Source organism: Paraburkholderia aspalathi, assembly GCF_905220735.1.
Taxonomy (GTDB): Bacteria; Pseudomonadota; Gammaproteobacteria; order Burkholderiales; family Burkholderiaceae; genus Paraburkholderia; species Paraburkholderia aspalathi.
The window spans coordinates 1,073,730-1,090,561 of record NZ_CAJNBA010000001.1 but is presented as its reverse complement, the minus strand read 5'-3'; the positions used below and the strand labels follow the sequence as shown (position 1 = coordinate 1,090,561).

Below are 16,832 nucleotides of genomic sequence, written 5' to 3'. Positions count from 1 at the left end.
ACGGGAAATGGTCAGATAGTCGCAGTGACAATCACGGAGGTTTCACTATGCGTATCTTTCTGACGGGCGCGACGGGCTTCATCGGTGCGGCCATCGTTCCCGAACTCATCAACGCGGGTCATCATGTGATCGGTATGACGCGTTCGGACGCGGGAGCGCAAGCGCTTATCGATGCAGGTGCGGAAGTGCATCGCGGAACCCTGGAGGATCCGAAGAGCCTGCGCAGCGGCGCCGCAAAAGCAGATGCCGTCATTCACACAGCGTTCGATCACGATTTCTCAAGATTCGTGGAGAACTGCGAAAAAGACAAGCGCGCGATTGCGGCACTCGGTTCCGTGCTCGCCGGCTCCGACCGTCCTCTCATCATCACCTCGGGAACCGGCATGGGTAGTGGTGAGCACGGTCAACTGGCGACTGAAGATGTCTTTAATGTCAGCCATCCCAATCCGCGGATCGCATCCGAGGTTGCTGGGAATGCTCTCCTGGAGGCGGGAGTCAACGTGTCGGTGGTGCGCTTGCCTCAGGTTCACAACCCGTTCAAGCAGGGTCTCATCTCGCCGCTCGTTGCTATCGCTCGTGAGAAAGGCGTTAGCGCCTTCGTCGGCGAGGGTCGTAACCGCTGGCCGGCCGGCCATCTCTCCGATGTGACGCGTCTCTATCGGCTCGCCGTAGAAAAGCGCCAACAGGGAGCTCGATATCACGCGGTCGGCGAAGAAGGGATCAGTAGCCGCGAAATCGCAGAGGCGCTTGGCCGGGGTCTGAACTTGCCCGTCGTTTCGATCAGCCCGGACGAAGCGGCGTCGCATTTTGGATGGATGGCAATGTTCGTCGGCCTGGATATGCCGGCCTCCAGTGTTCAGACCCAAGCTCGGCTGGACTGGCATCCAACAGGTCCGACGCTCATCGCCGATCTCAACGAAGCGCGGTATGTCTAGTCACTTTTGTTGATCAGCCCGCGGCGGAGCGGAATCACTCTACGCCGCGGCATCAATGCGGCTCCACCGAAGTCAAAACAAAACAATTTGTAAAGTACGCTACATACGTGTAGTTTACTTTACATGAATACTCTCACCACCTGGTCTGTCCTCGTTCTGACGTTCCCCACCGTGAACGCCACCGCGCGCATGCGGGCGTGGCGGGCGCTGAAGGCAAAGGGGTGCGCTGTCCTGCGTGACGGCATCTACCTGTTACCCCAAACCGCGGAGCGCGAGGACATGCTGCGCGAACTTGCCGGCAGCATTGACGAAGCCGGCGGCACCGCCCATCTGCTACGGGCGCAAAGCCTGGACGCGTCGCAAGAAGAGGACTTCCGCACACTGTTCGATCGGAACGACGACTACGCAACCTTTGTCGCGGCACTGGGCGCGGCGCGCAAAACGCTGGGCGGCCTGCCGCCGGCTGACGTCACCCGTTTGCTGCGTCGCTTGCGCAAGGACTACGAGACGATCCGGACGGTCGACTACTTTCCGGGCGCCGCATCGACCGAGGCCGAAGTTGCCTGGGAAGATTTTCTGGCGCTCGCGGATACGGTCGTGTCACCGGGCGAACCGCATGCGGCTGAACGAGCTATCCGGCCCCTGCGGCGCGACGACTATCTCGCCCGGACGTGGGCGACCCGGCAACGGCTATGGGTCGACCGCGTCGCGAGCGCATGGTTGATCCGTCGCTTCATCGATCCGCAGGCACGCTTTCTTTGGCTCGCGTCGCCGGAAGACTGCCCCGCGGACGCCCTCGGCTTCGACTTCGACGGCGCCGCCTTTACGCACGTGGGCGAGCGCGTGACGTTTGAGGTGCTGGTTGTGAGTTTCGGCCTCGACGAAGACGCAGCGCTTCTGCGGCTCGGTGAAATGGTGCACACGCTCGACGTCGGCGGCGCACCGGTACCAGAAGCAATCGGCTTCGAGGCAGTGATGGCCGGCGCGCGGCAACGCGCGTTGGACGACGATCAACTGCTCGACGAGATGGGTCGGGTGCTCGATTCGATTTACGCGCACTTCGCAACGAACAAAAAAAATAACAGCGCAGAAGGCCGTTCATGAACACCGCGACGGCGATCTCGCCCGGCTACACGCTCGGCCAGATGATCCTTTACATGCTGCGGCTCGGCACCTTTGGATTCGGCGGTCCGGTGGCGCTGGTCGGCTACATGCACCGTGACCTCGTCGAGCGCCGGCGTTGGATCAGCGAGCAGGACTACAAGGAAGGACTGGCGCTGGCTCAAATGATGCCAGGTCCTCTCGCCGCACAACTCGGCATTTATCTCGGCTACGTCCATTACCGCGTCGTCGGTGCAACGGCGGCCGGTATCGCTTTTGTCCTGCCGTCGTTCCTGATGGTTGTGGCGCTCGGCTGGGCCTACGCGCAGTTTGGCGGCCTCTCCTGGATGCAGGCAGTCTTCTATGGCGTAGGCGCCGCGGTGGTCGGAATCATCGCGATGAGCGCGTACAAACTGACCAGAAAGACCGTCGGCAAAGACAGGCTGCTGTGGGCGATATTCCTGGCGCTCGCGGTCGTTACCGTAGTCACTGAATCCGAGATCGCATGGCTGTTTATCGGGGGCGGTCTGCTCAACTGGTTCTGGCGCGCGCCCCCGAAATGGCTCGGCAAGGGCGGACTGAATGCACTTGCCGTGACGCAGGCGCCGGGTGTGAGCGGTGTCCTCAGTGGCCTTGACTTGCCGCTGCTCGGCCAGATCGGTCTGTTCTTCGCCAAGGCCGGTGCGTTCGTGTTCGGCTCGGGACTCGCAATCGTGCCCTTCCTCTACGGCGGTGTCGTGACCGAACATCACTGGCTCAATGACAAACAGTTTGTCGATGCGGTGGCCGTCGCGATGATCACTCCGGGGCCGGTCGTCATTACGGTCGGCTTCATCGGCTATCTCGTTGCGGGATTTTCGGGCGCCTGCGTCGCCGCGCTCGGGACGTTTCTTCCCTGCTACCTGTTCACCGTGCTGCCGGCACCGTACTTCAAGAAATACGGCAAGCTCCCCGCCGTCAAGGCGTTCGTTAATGGCATTACTGCGGCGGCCGTGGGCGCGATCACGGGCTCAGTCATCGTTATCGCGAGGCGCTCCGTCGTCGACTGGCCGACTGTCGTGCTTGCTCTTGTGACCGTCGTGTTGCTCTGGCGATTCAAGAAGCTGCAGGAGCCGGTGATTGTCGTTGCGGCTGCCCTGTTTGGTCTGGCTGTCTATCCACTTATCCATTCGCACGCCATCTGAAGGTACGCGTGTGCGTGCATTCTACGAGGATCGTATTCATGGCCACACGTCGTACCTTCCTGCAAGACACCGCTGCTATCGGTGCTGGCATCATGCTGGCTCAGGCTCAAACGGCACGTGCAGCAGAAGAGCCCGTTTACACCGACAAGCTCACAGACGCGGACGGCAAATATGCCGCTGGACCGCTGCCGTTTGCCTACGACGCGCTTGAACCCGTTATCGATGCGCGCACCGTCGAACTGCACTATAACTTTCACCACAAGCCCGCGGTGGCTGCCGCGAACAAGGCTGAAGATGGCCTCGCGAAAGCCCGGGACTCAAACGACTTTGCGCTGGTGAAGTTCTACGAGAAAGAACTCGCGTTCCAGCTATCGAGCCACATCCTGCACACCATTTACTGGACCAGCATCTCCGGCAAAGGCGGTGAACCGAAGGGCGAACTGGCAAAAGCGATCGACAGGAATTTCGGTTCCTATGCGAAGTTCAAGGCGCAACTGCTTGGCGCGACGATTGCTGTGGAAGCATCCGGCTGGGGAGTTGTTGGCTACCACCCTGCGACGGGCAAGCTCATGATCCTTCAGTGCGAGAACCATCAGAAGCTGACCGCCTGGGGCATCCAGCCCATCCTCATCCTCGACGTTTTTGAGCACGCTTACTACCTGAAGTATCAGAACAGGCGCAACGAATACGTCAATCAGATTTTTAGCCTTATCAACTGGGACAACGCCGCCATGCGGATGCAGGCAGCGTTGCCTGCGCGGAGGATGACGTGAACCGAATGATCGATGTTCAAAGCCGACGCGGGCATCGTGTCGAAGATCGGCGACGGCCGCATCGACTCTAACTGTTCGGACGATTTGCGTCCTGAGCGATCGTGAGTGCTTGTGGCCGCACGTAGTCCATTGAACTCATTGTGCCGACACTCACTGAAACGATTAACCCCCAGCGCGCTTCGCGCTGTGGCCGTACTTCTTGAGCGCTTCGATGACCCGCTCGCAATGGTCACCCTGCACTTCAATCACGCCATCCTTGACCGTTCCACCAGAACCACAGGCTGTGCGCAATTGCTTGCCTAACACGGCCAACGCAAGAGGATCGAGCGCCAACCCCTTAACGATCGTCACACTTTTCCCACCTCGGCCCTTGGTCTCGCGCGACACTCGCACCACGCCATCGCCTACCGGCAATTTCCTGGCAACTGTCTTGCAGATACATTCCGCGAGCGCCTTTCTGCATTCGGGACACATCTGTCCGCCGTCGGTGGAATAGACGAGGCCGCCTTTTGAACTATGTTTCATGATGGGTTTACTCAAAGACACTACTTGGCTGCGAAGCTCCGGCTCGAAATAGATATGGAGTTCCCGTCCGGGTCTTTCGCATTGGCAAAACTGTAGCCATTCGCTTGATGGGTTGCGCCAAATTCAAGACCGCCTCTCGCGCATTCGTTCTTGAAGCCTTCGACGTCATCGATGTCGAACACCAACTTCACCGTAGCTTGCCCTGACCTTACTCCCTTCGCGGCTTGATGGACCATGATGATGACGCCTCCGTGCGGCGATACGAGTTCGGCAATACGATCGTCGTCATCGAACTTATAGGCGAAACCAAAGTATCGTTCGTAGAATTCACAGGTTTTTTTCACGTCCTTCGCGTACAGCAATATCCGGTTTAGAGACGGACCCATCTTTCCCTCGACTATTTTTGTAAGCTATCGCGCACTGCAAAGACCAACGGACATTGGATTCTCCGAATGTGTTGTGCGACGGATCGCGAGCTTTGGCAGCATGCAGTTGTTCGTATCGGGTGTGGCGAAGCGGTGCCGATTGTCCTGCTACGACGGCGCACCGTTTGGTGCGGTCGCTGTGATTACCTGCATTGCTCGACGCCCCGCATCCGCAAACATCTCACGCAGCCGTTGTCGTTCATCGTCAGTGAGATGTGAAGCCGCAGCCGGCATCGCGAGCACCAATTGCAGCGTCAGGTCGCCGCGAAAGCCGTTGCGGTCCGTGAGTCCATGTCCGCGTAGACGAATCGTGCTGCCCTGTTGCGCGTTCGGCGGAATCGTCATCTGATGCGCACGCCCCAAGATCTGCGCGTCGAAGTTACCGCCGAGCGTGGCGGTCACGAAATCAACCTGAATCTCGCTCGCGAGATTCAGGCCGTCACGACGAAAGGCCGCGCTGCACACAATCGCGACCGAGAAGATCGCGTCACCAGACGGACCGCCATTCGTCCCGGGATGACCACCACCTTCGACGACAAGACGCTGGCCATCCCACACACCCGCTGGAACCTTCACAGTCTCGAACTTCCGCCAGGTTCTGATACCTGTGCCGAGACACGCTTGACACCGGTCACTCGCCGGCGGCCGACCAGTTCCTCCACAGGCGACGCAGCGCATGCCCGAGACCGACAGACCGCTGCCGTTGCAGCTCGCGCACTGGGCACCGCGTTCTTGACATGGGTGACACGGTCCCCTCACCGCATAGCTCGCTTCGACCTCGCCGCCATGAATCGCGGCTTCGAGCGGAACGAAAAGTTCGACCAGGCAGTTCGCGCCGCGCATCGGAGGCGAGCTGCGGTGTTCGCGTGAGTGGGCTGGCTTGTCACGGCGCTCAGTCGATGCCGCCGCCTGACTGAGTACGGGCGGTTGACGCTCGCCTGTCAAAATCTCAAACGCCTCCTGAATGCGCTTGAACACCGGCTCGACTGTCGATTCGCGCCCCTTGTTGCGATCGGGGTGGTACTTCGCTCTTAGCCGTCGGTACGCGCGCTTGACGTCTGCCGGCGACGCAGTGTCCGGCAACTTCAGCCGCCTATAGTATTCGTCAAGACTCACGCATTTCCCCCGCATCTCTTTCCGTACGCGCAAGTCTATCAAGACGCGATGAACGGACTGCCAGTTGTCGAAACGTCATCTCATCTGCAGCGCTCAGTCGCTGGACCTTCGGCATTCGTCTTCGCTCCAAACCTTACAAAGTAATAACTTGGAAGCATAAAAATACGATAAATTTGCGCGTAAACGATAATTGGTATGAAGAATAGATTGTGCCTGCCGTTAACTGAATACATGGAGCACTTGCCGCATCCCCGGACGGCATTGCCGACTATCCGGCGACGCGCGAGCGTCGTTGGATCTATTTCTTTGTTCCAATTTTTTCACGTTGACGAAGCAAGCTATGAATATCGGCAATATGAAGCTCGGCGCCAAACTAATCAGCGCCTTTATCCTCGTATCAGTCATCAGTGCCATCGTCAGTGTGATCGGTGTCCGCAGCATGGGACAGATCAGCGACAACGCGGACACGACCTATCGAATGGATCTCGTGGGGCTTAACCAGATCCAGCAAGCGAACGCCGATGTGCTGAGAGTCGGTACCTATCTACGCAACGCCATTCTGGCTTCCACTGCCGAGCAGCGGACTGCCTCGCTAGGCCAAGCCGAAAAAGCCCTGGCCTCGGCGCGCGAGCACCTCAATCAAGCCGAGCCCCTCGTCTACACCGATAAAGGGAAGGCGACCTTCGCCGATCTCGATCAGGGCTGGCACGACTACATACAGGCCTTCGATGAAATGAAAGGCCGGATTAACGCCGCTGGACTACAGGATCAAGCTGCCCTGACTGCCTATCTGTTGGGCGAATACCATGAGAAGGGGTTCAAGACCCTGGTCCTGATGGGCACGCTGGTTAATGTGAAACAGAGCGACGCCCAAGCGACGGCCGGATCTAACGACAAGGTCTACGAGGACGGCCGCAATCTGATGATTGTTCTGGTGGTCTTGTCCATGTTGATCGGTTGGGGCATCGGCGTCTGGATGGCCCGCAATCTGACACGACAACTGGGCACTGAACCGGCGACAGCCGCCAACCTCGCCAGAAGCGTGGCGGCGGGCGATCTCAGCGTAAGCATCGACCTCCGTCCCGGCGATACGACCAGCCTCATGGCATCGCTGAAAGCAATGCGCGATGCGCTCGCGCAGGTCGTGGCGGAAGTCCGCGAGAACGCCGAAGGCGTGGCGACGGCAAGTGCGCAGATCGCACAAGGGAATCTGGATCTGTCGAGCCGCACAGAGGAGCAGGCAGCATCGCTCGAAGAAACCGCCTCGAGCATCGAAGAACTGACCGCTGCGGTCCGTCACAACACGGATAACGCGAAGCAGGCAGCAACGCTCGCCGGTACGGCCTCCGGCATCGCACAGCAAGGCGGCGACGTCGTCGGGCAGGTGGTCGAAACGATGCGCGATATCTCCGCCAGTTCGACCAAAATGTCCGAGATCATCAGTGTGATCGAGGGTATTGCCTTCCAGACCAACATCCTCGCGCTCAACGCGGCGGTCGAGGCGGCTCGTGCCGGCGAACAGGGTCGCGGCTTCGCCGTCGTTGCCGGCGAAGTGCGCGCGCTTGCGCAGCGTAGTGCCAGCGCCGCAAAGGAAATCAAGGATTTGATCGCCGATTCGGTCAATCGGGTAGAGGTGGGCTCGAATCTTGTCGAGCAGGCGGGCGGCACGATCAATGAGATCGTCGCGTCGGTGAAGCGTGTCACCGATATCGTGGGCGAAATCTCGTCGGCGTCGCAAGAACAGAGCACCGGCATCGAGCAGGTCAATCAGGCAGTCAACCAGATGGACCAGGTCACCCAGCAGAACGCCGCGCTGGTGGAAGAAGCTTCGGCGGCGGCCCAGTCGATGGCGCAGCAGGCCCAGGGTCTGCGTGCAGCGGTGGCGTTCTTCAAGATCGACGTCAGGCGCGTATCTATGTCACCTGTGAACGCAGCTCGGAAGGAACCGCATCGCAAGCCGCAGGTGGCATCCCCGGCAAAGTTGGCAAAGCCCGCGGCGACGCCACGTTTAACAAGCAGTGCAAGCACCGCGGCCGCAGCCGCGACCAGTGCAAATGAAGCTGCCGACTGGCAGACATTCTGAACGGGGCAACGCGTTCAAGCTGAACGTCTACCTGTAGTCGAACGGACCGAGGTTCGCGATTCTCGCGCGCCGCATGGTCGATAACACCTCGCAGCGCTCGCCTCCATTGAGGCAGTGCATGCGAGCGACGTCGTAATCGAGAAAGAGTACTCACGGATGGAGACACGGGCCCGTTTCAGGCGGGCTCGATGCAGCAGCACGGGACGCGATTGCAGCCGGTGTGCAACGCGTTCAGGGCCGTCTCGCTGTCTCCACATACCGGCGTTGTGCCGCCGGCTTCGTCACGTTGCTCTTTCGAGGGCCACGCGCGACGTCCGGATGAGAGATAGCGAGATCCGATTATTGGTTTCTACTCGGATCGTACTCAAAAAATATGGAATCACACGCTCCTCTCAATGTATCGACAACGGTCGTGAAGTCGTTGGAAGTCGCGAAAATCGACCACGTCTTCCTCGTGCCGGGGAAGATGATCTACCCACTGCTGGATGCAATCGACAAATCGCCATCGATCCGCGGCATTGTTTGCGCGCATGAGACCAGCAGTGCTTTCATGGCCGATGGTTATGCGCGGGCCAGCCGAAAATTCGGCGTGTGCGTGGGGATTTCCGGACCGGGCACCATGAATTTCGTGCCCGGTATGGCGGCCGCTCACGCAGACCGGATTCCCATGCTCTATATCGCCGGAGGGGTTTCGTCGCGTGCGGAAGGCAAAGGTGCGTTCCAGGATGCTACGCAGAGCGGCATTTTTGAAAGCGGCGTGGTAAGGAGCCTGGTCGAAAATGTTGTTGAACTGAAGAACAAAGACAATCTTCAGGCCGAGATGCGCCGCGCGACAGATGGGTTGAACTGGATGCGTCGAGCGCAGTCCTTCGTAAGCATCCCTGTCGACGTTCAGCGGCAGGAAGTGCTGCCCGGCCACAATGCATCACGGCAACCATACGATCATGACGAGTTCAACGCCTGCGAGGTCCCCGCGAACCGCGCTGCGTTGGAGGCCTTGTGCAACCGGTATCTGCTCAAATCGAAGAGAGTCGCGTTCCTGATCGGTAGCCGCGGCAATGACCCGGAAACCGCGAAGGTCCTGCTCGACGTAGCCGAAAAATTTTGCATTCCGGTTGCGACCACGCTCTCGGGAAAGGGAGCGTTTCCTGAGGACCATATCCTTTCGCTCGGCGTGTACGGATTCTCGGGCCACTCGCGGGCCGTCCGCGTCATCAACTCGGACGAGCTTGACGTCCTCGTCGTATTCGGCAGCGACCTGAATCAGCGCGACAGCATGAACTGGACGGAGAAGCTCTCCGCCTGGAAGGAACTGATCATCTTCGACGACAGCTTCGACGCACCCGCGACGGGGCATGTCGCGCGCGGCAGAGTTTTCTCCGGGATTGGCGCCACATTCCGCTTGCTGTCCCAGATGGACACGAGCCGGAGCGCCGACTTTCACACGGTGTTGGAAAGAAGAAAAGCATGGGTCGCCGAGGTCAACGAAACTCCTTTGTACGACTATAAGTTCGAGCAACCCGGCGTGCGGGGTTCAGATGGCGATCAAGCGCTCTATACAGGAGACGTCGTCAAGCAACTGTGTCAACTCCTGCCCAAGGATGCAAACGTTGTCGTGGATTCCGGCGCCCACCGGATATTCATGGCTCACTACTGGCTCTCGTCGGGCATTGGCAACTATTTCTCATCCAGCTCCCTCGCGCCGATGGGTTGGGCAGTCGCCGCCGGGATCGGCGTCAAGCTTGCGGCCCCGGAGCGCCCCTGTGTCGTCGTGACCGGAGACGGATGCATGTTGATGCACGGCATGGAGATCCAGACCGCAGCCCGATACGGCGTAAAGGTGCTTTATGTCGTGTTGAACAATGCTGCGCATGGCGCGGTCCATATCGACGCAATCAGCAATGGCTCCATTCCGGCGCAGTTCAGCGAGCTGCCGAGTCATGAATGGGCTGCTTTTGCCGCTTCGCTTGGTGTCGCGTCGCGCAGGGTTGAGGACCTCGATGATCTGGCAGATGCGCTGAGCGATGCGTCACAGCTTAACGGTCCATTCCTGATCGAGGTGATGACCGGCGTTTTTCCGGCACCGAATCGGTACTACGCGGAATGCGCGGCTTGAACAGCAGCTATCAAGGTGCAGCGGTCGTTTGCGCAGTCGGGTCAGCTTTCTAGCGACAGCAACCGCAGCCACCTTGATGCCTGAAGCCATAAGCTCCTTCTTCCGCCGGCATGGTCTCGCCGCGTTGCGCCAGCAACACCGTCGCACCGCTGGCGATGCGCGGCGACAGCAGGCCGCACTCGGGGCACGGCGTTCGCTCATCTCGCCTCGCGACCGGGCGGATGGAATCGAACGTCCCGCATGCGTCGCAGGCATATTCATAGATTGGCATGACGCTCTACCAGTGACCGCCCAGTTCGCCGCGCGGGACAAACTGTCCCTGACCGGTCCGTCCGACCCAGTCTCCGTTGTCGATCAGTAACTCCCCCCGTAACAGCACTTTCTTCACCCGGCCCGTGACCGCGTGGCCTTCGAACAACGTAAAGTCGCAATCGCCATGCTGCGTATCCGCGCTGATCGTATGCGACTCGTTCGGATCGAACAGGACGATGTCGGCGTCGCTGCCGATCGCTAACGTTCCCTTCTTCGGGAACAGCCCGAAGAGCTTGGCTGGCGCAGTCGACATCAATTCGACGAAGCGATTCAGTGAAATGCGGCCGCCGCGTACGCCACCATCGTAGACCACCGTCATGCGCGTTTCAACACCGGGCACGCCATTCGGGATCTTCGAAAAATCGTCGCGTCCAAGCGGCTTCTGGTTGACGTTGCCGCGATGCCCCTCCTTCATGCAATACGGACAGTGATCGGTCGAGATCAGTTGCAGATCGTCGGTCTTGAGCGCGGTCCAGAGCGCGTTCTGCGCTTCCTTCGAGCGCAGTGGCGGACTCATCACGTAACGCGCGAGCTCGAAGCTGTCGTCTGCGTATGCCGACTCGTCGAAGAACAGATAGTGTGGACAGGTCTCCGCAAACACCGGAATGCCCAGGTCGCGCGCTTCGATCACATGCTTCAGTGCCTCTTTCGCCGAAAGGTGCACGAAGTAAACCGGCGCTTCGGCGAGTTCGGCGAGCTTGATGCCGCGATGCGTCGCTTCGCCCTCCATGATCGCGGGCCGCGTCAGCGCGTGATAACGCGGCGCGGTATGGCCTTGAGCGAGCGCCTCGCGAATCAGCAGGTCGATGACCGTGCCGTTCTCGGCATGCAACGCGATCATGCCGCCGTGCTGGCCGACCATTCGCATTGCCTGAAAAATCGCGGCGTCGTCCGACATGACCGTGCCGGGATAGGCCATGAACATCTTGAAGCTCGAGACACCTTCGTGACGAATCGCGTATTGCATGTCGCCGAGCACGCGCTCGTCCACCTGCGTCACGATCACATGAAACCCGTAATCGATGCTCGCGGCCGATGCGGCTTTCGATTGCGCCCGCGAGATCGCATCGAGCGGACTCGTGCCGGCGGTTTGCAACGCGAAATCGATAATCGTCGTCGTTCCGCCGAAGGCGGCCGAGCGTGTGCCCGACGCAAAGTTGTCGCAGGTCACCGAGGCCCCGAAGGTGTTCTCCATATGCGTGTGGCAATCGACGCCACCAGGAAACACCAGCAGTCCTGCCGCGTCGATCACCCGTGCATCCGGTCCTCCGTCGAGATTCAGTCCGATACTGACGATGCGCTCGCCTTCCACGAGGATGTCGGCGACGTAGTCGTCAACGGCCGTAATGATGCGGCCGCCTTTGATGAGGGTTGGGGTCGAACTCATAAACCACTCCGTTGAGTATCGGTTGCGATGGCGAGCGCGTCTTCGAGACGCATCAGCTCTGCATGGGAAAGCAGTGGGATCGGCGGGCGCATCGACGGATGCGGAAAATGGCCCAGCAAGTGCAGGCAGGCTTTCAGGCGCGCATTGGCGTACGAGCCCGGCGCGGTTCCGTAGATAGCCTTCGCAAGCGGATAGATGCGCTCGTGAAGCTGCTGCGCGCGGCCGAGATCACCGTGTTCGATAGCGCGATACAGTGCCACGACCAGTTCGGGCACAACAGCCGCAAGGCTGACGAGGCTGCCTTCGGTACCGATCGCAAAACAGGTGAACAGGTGTTCGTCGCCGGATGCCATCACGGCCACATGCGGTGCGATCGATTTAACGAGCCGGCGGTTTGCTTCGTACGCGGCCGTCTCCCAACTGCCTTCCTTGATCGCAACGACCTCGGGCAAGCCGACGAGCGCGGCAAGCATCTGCGGCGTGTAGGCCATGCCGCCCGTGGCAACGCCGGCCTGGTAAAGCATCATGGGCAGGCGGGCCTCGGCGTTGGCAATGCGGTGATGCGTCAGAACGGTGTCGAGATCGGTCGACAGCGCCCAGGAGAACGGCGGAAACAGTAGCATGGCGTCGGCGCCGGCCTGTCTTGCGTCGTTTGCGTGGGCCTGCGCTTCGTAACTGTCTTCGGCATTCACGCCGGCTACGATGATCGAGCGATCGCCGCAGACGGCATGCGCAATTTCCACGACACGTCGCTTATCGGCCGCCGAGAGCGTGAAGTTCTCGCCGGCATGGCCGTTCACCAATAGCCCGACAATGCCGTCGACGCTCGCCACCGCTTCGATATGCCGCTCGAGCGCCGCTTCGTCCAGGTGTCGTCCATCCGCGTCGAGGGGGCACAGCGTAGCGGCATAAACGCCGTTGAATGGGTCGGCATGCGTAGGGATCATTCTGTCTTTTCCCGATGAAGTTGGGCGGGCGCATCGTCATGAACGACAAGCCGCGCCGGATCGAACAAGGGCAGCTCGGGTTCTTCGCCGAGCATGGCCTGGGCAAGCAGCTTGCCCATGTAGGGACCGCTGGTGTAACCGGAATGCACGCAACCGATCACCCACGCATCAGGGAAACCGGGGAGCGCACCGATCATCGGCATGGCGTCGGCCGTTTCGGCTTCGAGGCCGAGCCAGATGCGGGCCACGCGCGCTTTGCCAAGCGCGGGAATCACATGCTGCGCAAGCCGGAGATTACCGATCAGGTTGTCCGGCACGGTCTCCACGCCGCCCCGCTCGCGATCGCCGATGCCTTGCCAGCCACCGCCTATCAGGACACTGCCGTTGGCGAACTGTTTCATCGACAGCAGCCCGTTCGCGATGCTCAGCACCGACTTCATCACGGGCGGCATGCGTTCAGTGACGATCAACTGATTGACGAGCGTCTTGACGGGGATGCGGATGCCGAGCATCGCGAGCAGGGGCTCCAGCCACACGCCGCCCGCCATCACCAGACGCGTCGCGTCGATACGGATGGCGTCGTTCGGGCCGTACACCTGATACATTCCCGCGACGCGCTCGATGCGCGTGACAGGTGTCTGCTCGAAAATGTGTACACCCGCTTCGCGCAATGCCGCATGGAAAGCACGGCCAGTAAGATAGGCGCTCGCGAAGCCATCGGTTGCGCAGTACGCAGCTTGCAGCATTGCGGGATTCAGGCCTGGCTCGACGGCGAGCGCGGCATCCCGGTCGAGCAGATCGATCTGCGCGCCGTACTCGCGCCTCGCCGCCGCGCGTTGCTGCAGCAGCACTTTCTCGGATTCGGTGAAGGCGAGCGAAAGGCCGGGCGCCGACGTCGCAAGCACGCCGTGGCTTAGCCACGTGTCGGTGTTCATCCACATTTTCCACGCGCGGATCGCGTAGGGAACGAGCGCGGCACGCGTCATATGCAGCGTCAGCGTGCCGGCGTTGACGCCCGACGCGCCACGGCACAGCGCATCGCGCTCGATCACCGCCACTCGCATGCCGGCTCGCGCCAGAAATAGTGCGGTGGTGCAGCCCATCACACCGCCGCCAAGCACGGCGACGTCGAATGCGGTTGTCGTCGGCTGGCTCATAGCGGCGCAGCCTTCGGGATCGGAATGTCGTCGTAGCTGAACTCGCCCGTCAGCGCTTCAACCGTCACGGGCCGCAACGGCGTGCGGGCCGAAAAACAGCCCGCGCGTTCGCGCGAGCCGCCGCATGCGCGTGCCGCAAGCAGTTCCGCCGCTACATCTCCGCACGTGCGACCCTGGCACGGTCCCATGCCGCAGCGCGTCCAGGCCTTGAGCTGGTTCACGTCGTGCGCGCCGGCGTCGCAGGCGGCGTCGATCTCGGCGCGCGTCACGTCCTCGCATCGACACACGATGGTTTGCGGCCCAATGCCGTCGGTATGGCCGGGTCGTAGCGCCATCAATTGCGCCATCGAGCGACCGAAGCGCGCCGCCTTGAGGTGCGCCCGACGCGCGGACGACAGTCGCGACCGGGGCCCGGCGATGTCCGCACCGCCAAGCTCGATGGCGCAGGCGAGTCCCGCGAGCGTGCCATGTTGGCTCGCTGCGGCCGCGCCGGCGATGCCTGCGCCGTCGCCCGCCACGTAGAGCCGCGGGCGCGAGGTGCGGCAGTTCTCGTCGGTGACGGCGATCCATCCGCCCGCCTGCCGCGAGTACCGATGCTCCGCCCGCAGGAGACGCGTGATTTCGGTTGACGGGGTCAGCCCATGACCGACCGCGATGCAGTCCGCGACCACGCTGCGGAGCTCTCCGGAGACGGGCCGCCCTGCTGCATCACACGGCGCCAGAGTGGCGCGCAGCTGATCGCCGGCCGGCTCGACTTTAACTATCGTGTGCCGCGCATGAATCGGCACACCCGCGTGGCGAATTTCGCGCCACCAGCGGAAACCCTCGCGCATCAAATCAGGGCGCGACACCATGGCGGGGAGTGCGCGGGCCCAGTCGCCGACGCCCGCGATATCCGCAATTGCTTCGACCTTGCCGCCGCTTTCTATCGTCTTCGCGGCGACGGCCGCAAGCAGCGGCCCGCAGCCTGCGACTAATGTCGAGCGGCCCGGCAGGATGGCTTGCGATTTGAGGAGGATCGTTGCGGCGGCCAGCCCGATGACGCCGGGCGTGGTCCACCCGTCGAAGGGAACGACACGTTCCGTGGTTCCCGCTGCGACGATCAGCGCACGCCCAATGCAATGCACGGGGCCGGCCGGACCCACGGCATCGACGCGATAGTCGGCGGTGACCGCCCAGACCACGTGATCGAAGTAGGTGGTGACCTTACTTCCGGCGAGTTCGCGCCGTAGCGCGTCGCCCGCTTGCTGGTCCGCACTCGATGGAACAGCGGCGCTGACCGGTGCGCGGTAGACCTGCCCACCGGCCGCCGGGTTCTCATCGAACAGCGCGACCTTGAGACCTGCTGCCGACGCAGCCAGCGCCGCGTTCACGCCGGCCGGGCCGCCGCCGAGCACAAGGACATCGAACTCAGATATCAAGGCCGATCTCCGGTACTTTGTCGACGCGCATTCCTTCAATGACCGTTGTCCGGCATGCAAGCGCGCGGCGACCATCGACTACGACCAGACACTCCTGACAAGACCCCATCAAACAGAACATGCCGCGTGGTGCGCCATTGCGCGGACTCGCCCGCAAGGTCTTCGTACCCGAGGCGAACAACGCCGCCGCCACGCTTTCGCCCTGGCGCGCCCGCACCGGCCGGCCGTCGAAGAGAAACCTCACTGTAGCCGCGCCGCCTGCCTTCTCGATGCGCATGGTCCTCTCATCCAGCATGGGGCATGGCTCCCTTGACAACTAATTTCGTCGATGTTTTTATCTTATCGTATACGTTTCGTATACGCAAAATGGCCAAAATAAAGGCGGTCCTGGAGATGCCCGAACCACGCGCCAGAAAGGTCAGCATTCGCCCCCGAACCTATTACGGAGTTGCAGCATGAAATCCTTTACCCTCCTCACCCGCATGCTCGCCGTGGGTGTTGCCGCCTGCGCGTTGCTCGGCTCGTTGGGCGCCAGCGCCCGCACGCTCGACGAAATCATCGCGTCGAAGAAGATCGTGTTCGGCATCAACCCGAACCTGCCGCCGCTCGGCATTTACGATGCGAAAAACAACATCGACGGCTTCGATGTCAGTATTGCTAAGAAGATTGCCGACTCGCTCGGCGTGAAGCTTGAGATCGTTCCGGTGGGCTCGAACGATCGCGTGCCGTTTCTGATGACCGACAAGATCGACGCGGTGATGGGCGGCATGACGCGCAACGCGGACCGCCTGAAGGTGATCGACTTCACCGACCCGGTCAACACCGAAGTGCTAGGTATCCTGACGACACAGGCCACGTCGTATTCAGACTGGACCCAGCTGAACGATCCGGCGGTACGCCTCGTTCAGGTACGCGGCACGACGCCTATTCAGCTGATTCATGACAAACTGCCCAAGGCGCAGCTTCTGATTCTCGACAACTATCCGGATGCGGTTCGCGCGATCGCTCAGGGCCGCGCCGACGCATTGATCGACGTGCTCGACTTCATGCTGAGCTACACGAAGAACTATCCGACGAAATGGCGTGTGGTGGATGCGCCGATCGAAGTGGACTACGACTGCATCGGCGTGCAAAAGGGTAATGTGGCACTGACGCAGCGTCTGAACAAGGAAATCGGCGCGTTGCAGAAGAACGGCTTTGTCGCCGCAAGCTGGAAGAAGTGGTTCGGCAGCGCCATGCTGCACGATCCGACCGCCTCACCTACACCTGTTGCAGCCGCGCAGTAAGGGAAACTGGCGACAGCGCTCGTCGCCGTAACGGACGAGCACTGCGCATCCGACGGGAGCCACT

General features: G+C 61.1%; 16 protein-coding genes. 7 read left to right on the top strand and 9 right to left on the bottom strand.

Annotated elements, in window-relative coordinates; all coding sequences use genetic code 11:
* Positions 1–47 precede the first annotated feature (47 nt).
* From KHO30_RS04845 to KHO30_RS04830, 4 genes are all read left to right on the top strand, one after another.
* Positions 48–935, top strand: coding sequence for an SDR family oxidoreductase (locus KHO30_RS04845; RefSeq protein ID WP_211700200.1), 888 nt, complete (start codon positions 48–50; stop codon positions 933–935).
* 123 nt (positions 936–1,058) lie between these two features.
* A complete protein-coding gene (locus tag KHO30_RS04840; RefSeq protein ID WP_211700199.1) occupies positions 1,059–2,039 on the top strand; it encodes a chromate resistance protein ChrB domain-containing protein in 981 nt (326 codons plus the stop codon).
* Positions 2,036–3,220 carry a chromate transporter gene (locus KHO30_RS04835; protein ID WP_211700198.1) on the top strand — a complete coding sequence of 395 codons (1,185 nt, stop codon included), beginning with the start codon at positions 2,036–2,038 and terminating at the stop codon, positions 3,218–3,220. The genes KHO30_RS04840 and KHO30_RS04835 overlap by 4 nt, the downstream gene beginning before the upstream one ends.
* Positions 3,221–3,258: 38 nt before the next feature.
* Complete coding sequence (locus KHO30_RS04830; RefSeq protein WP_244863945.1) at positions 3,259–3,993, top strand: superoxide dismutase; 735 nt, start codon at positions 3,259–3,261, stop codon at positions 3,991–3,993.
* Positions 3,994–4,155: 162 nt separating this feature from the next.
* Here KHO30_RS04830 and KHO30_RS04825 read toward each other — a convergent pair whose 3' ends face one another.
* The 3 genes from KHO30_RS04825 to KHO30_RS04815 all read right to left on the bottom strand — a co-directional run bounded on the left by KHO30_RS04825 (position 4,156) and on the right by KHO30_RS04815 (position 6,059).
* Positions 4,156–4,518, bottom strand: coding sequence for a translation initiation factor Sui1 (locus KHO30_RS04825; protein ID WP_211700197.1), 363 nt, complete (start codon positions 4,516–4,518; stop codon positions 4,156–4,158).
* A 20-nt stretch (positions 4,519–4,538) separates the two neighbouring features.
* Positions 4,539–4,904, bottom strand: a complete 366-nt coding sequence (locus KHO30_RS04820) for a VOC family protein (RefSeq protein WP_211700196.1) — start codon at positions 4,902–4,904, stop codon at positions 4,539–4,541.
* Positions 4,905–5,051: 147 nt separating this feature from the next.
* Positions 5,052–6,059 carry a DnaJ C-terminal domain-containing protein gene (locus KHO30_RS04815; RefSeq protein ID WP_211700195.1) on the bottom strand — a complete coding sequence of 336 codons (1,008 nt, stop codon included), beginning with the start codon at positions 6,057–6,059 and terminating at the stop codon, positions 5,052–5,054.
* Between the two features lie 340 nt (positions 6,060–6,399).
* On the opposite strand from KHO30_RS04815, the gene KHO30_RS04810 reads away from it, so the two are divergent.
* Positions 6,400–8,142, top strand: coding sequence for a methyl-accepting chemotaxis protein (locus KHO30_RS04810; RefSeq protein ID WP_093641753.1), 1,743 nt, complete (start codon positions 6,400–6,402; stop codon positions 8,140–8,142).
* 373 nt (positions 8,143–8,515) lie between these two features.
* Positions 8,516–10,258, top strand: a complete 1,743-nt coding sequence (locus KHO30_RS04805; protein ID WP_211700194.1) for a thiamine pyrophosphate-binding protein — start codon at positions 8,516–8,518, stop codon at positions 10,256–10,258.
* 49 nt (positions 10,259–10,307) lie between these two features.
* On the opposite strand, the gene KHO30_RS04800 is transcribed toward KHO30_RS04805, so the two are convergent.
* Genes KHO30_RS04800 through KHO30_RS04775 form a run of 6 tightly spaced genes read right to left on the bottom strand, consistent with a single transcriptional unit; the run spans position 10,308 to position 15,759 of the window.
* Positions 10,308–10,529, bottom strand: coding sequence for an FmdB family zinc ribbon protein (locus KHO30_RS04800; RefSeq protein ID WP_211700193.1), 222 nt, complete (start codon positions 10,527–10,529; stop codon positions 10,308–10,310).
* A gap of 6 nt (positions 10,530–10,535) precedes the next feature.
* Complete coding sequence (hydA, locus tag KHO30_RS04795; protein ID WP_200619717.1) at positions 10,536–11,957, bottom strand: dihydropyrimidinase; 1,422 nt, start codon at positions 11,955–11,957, stop codon at positions 10,536–10,538.
* Positions 11,954–12,904 (bottom strand): dihydrodipicolinate synthase family protein, encoded by a 951-nt coding sequence (locus KHO30_RS04790; protein ID WP_211700192.1) that lies wholly within the window; start codon positions 12,902–12,904, stop codon positions 11,954–11,956. The genes hydA and KHO30_RS04790 overlap by 4 nt, the downstream gene beginning before the upstream one ends.
* Positions 12,901–14,061 carry an NAD(P)/FAD-dependent oxidoreductase gene (locus KHO30_RS04785; RefSeq protein WP_211700191.1) on the bottom strand — a complete coding sequence of 387 codons (1,161 nt, stop codon included), beginning with the start codon at positions 14,059–14,061 and terminating at the stop codon, positions 12,901–12,903. The genes KHO30_RS04790 and KHO30_RS04785 overlap by 4 nt, the downstream gene beginning before the upstream one ends.
* A complete protein-coding gene (locus tag KHO30_RS04780) occupies positions 14,058–15,482 on the bottom strand; it encodes an NAD(P)/FAD-dependent oxidoreductase (protein ID WP_244863943.1) in 1,425 nt (474 codons plus the stop codon). The genes KHO30_RS04785 and KHO30_RS04780 overlap by 4 nt, the downstream gene beginning before the upstream one ends.
* Positions 15,472–15,759, bottom strand: coding sequence for a (2Fe-2S)-binding protein (locus tag KHO30_RS04775; protein ID WP_093642092.1), 288 nt, complete (start codon positions 15,757–15,759; stop codon positions 15,472–15,474). Before KHO30_RS04775 ends, KHO30_RS04780 begins: the two co-directional genes overlap by 11 nt.
* A gap of 178 nt (positions 15,760–15,937) precedes the next feature.
* Here KHO30_RS04775 and KHO30_RS04770 point away from each other — a divergent pair, with 178 nt between their 5' ends.
* Positions 15,938–16,768, top strand: a complete 831-nt coding sequence (locus tag KHO30_RS04770) for a transporter substrate-binding domain-containing protein (protein ID WP_211700190.1) — start codon at positions 15,938–15,940, stop codon at positions 16,766–16,768.
* Positions 16,769–16,832: the final 64 nt, after the last annotated feature.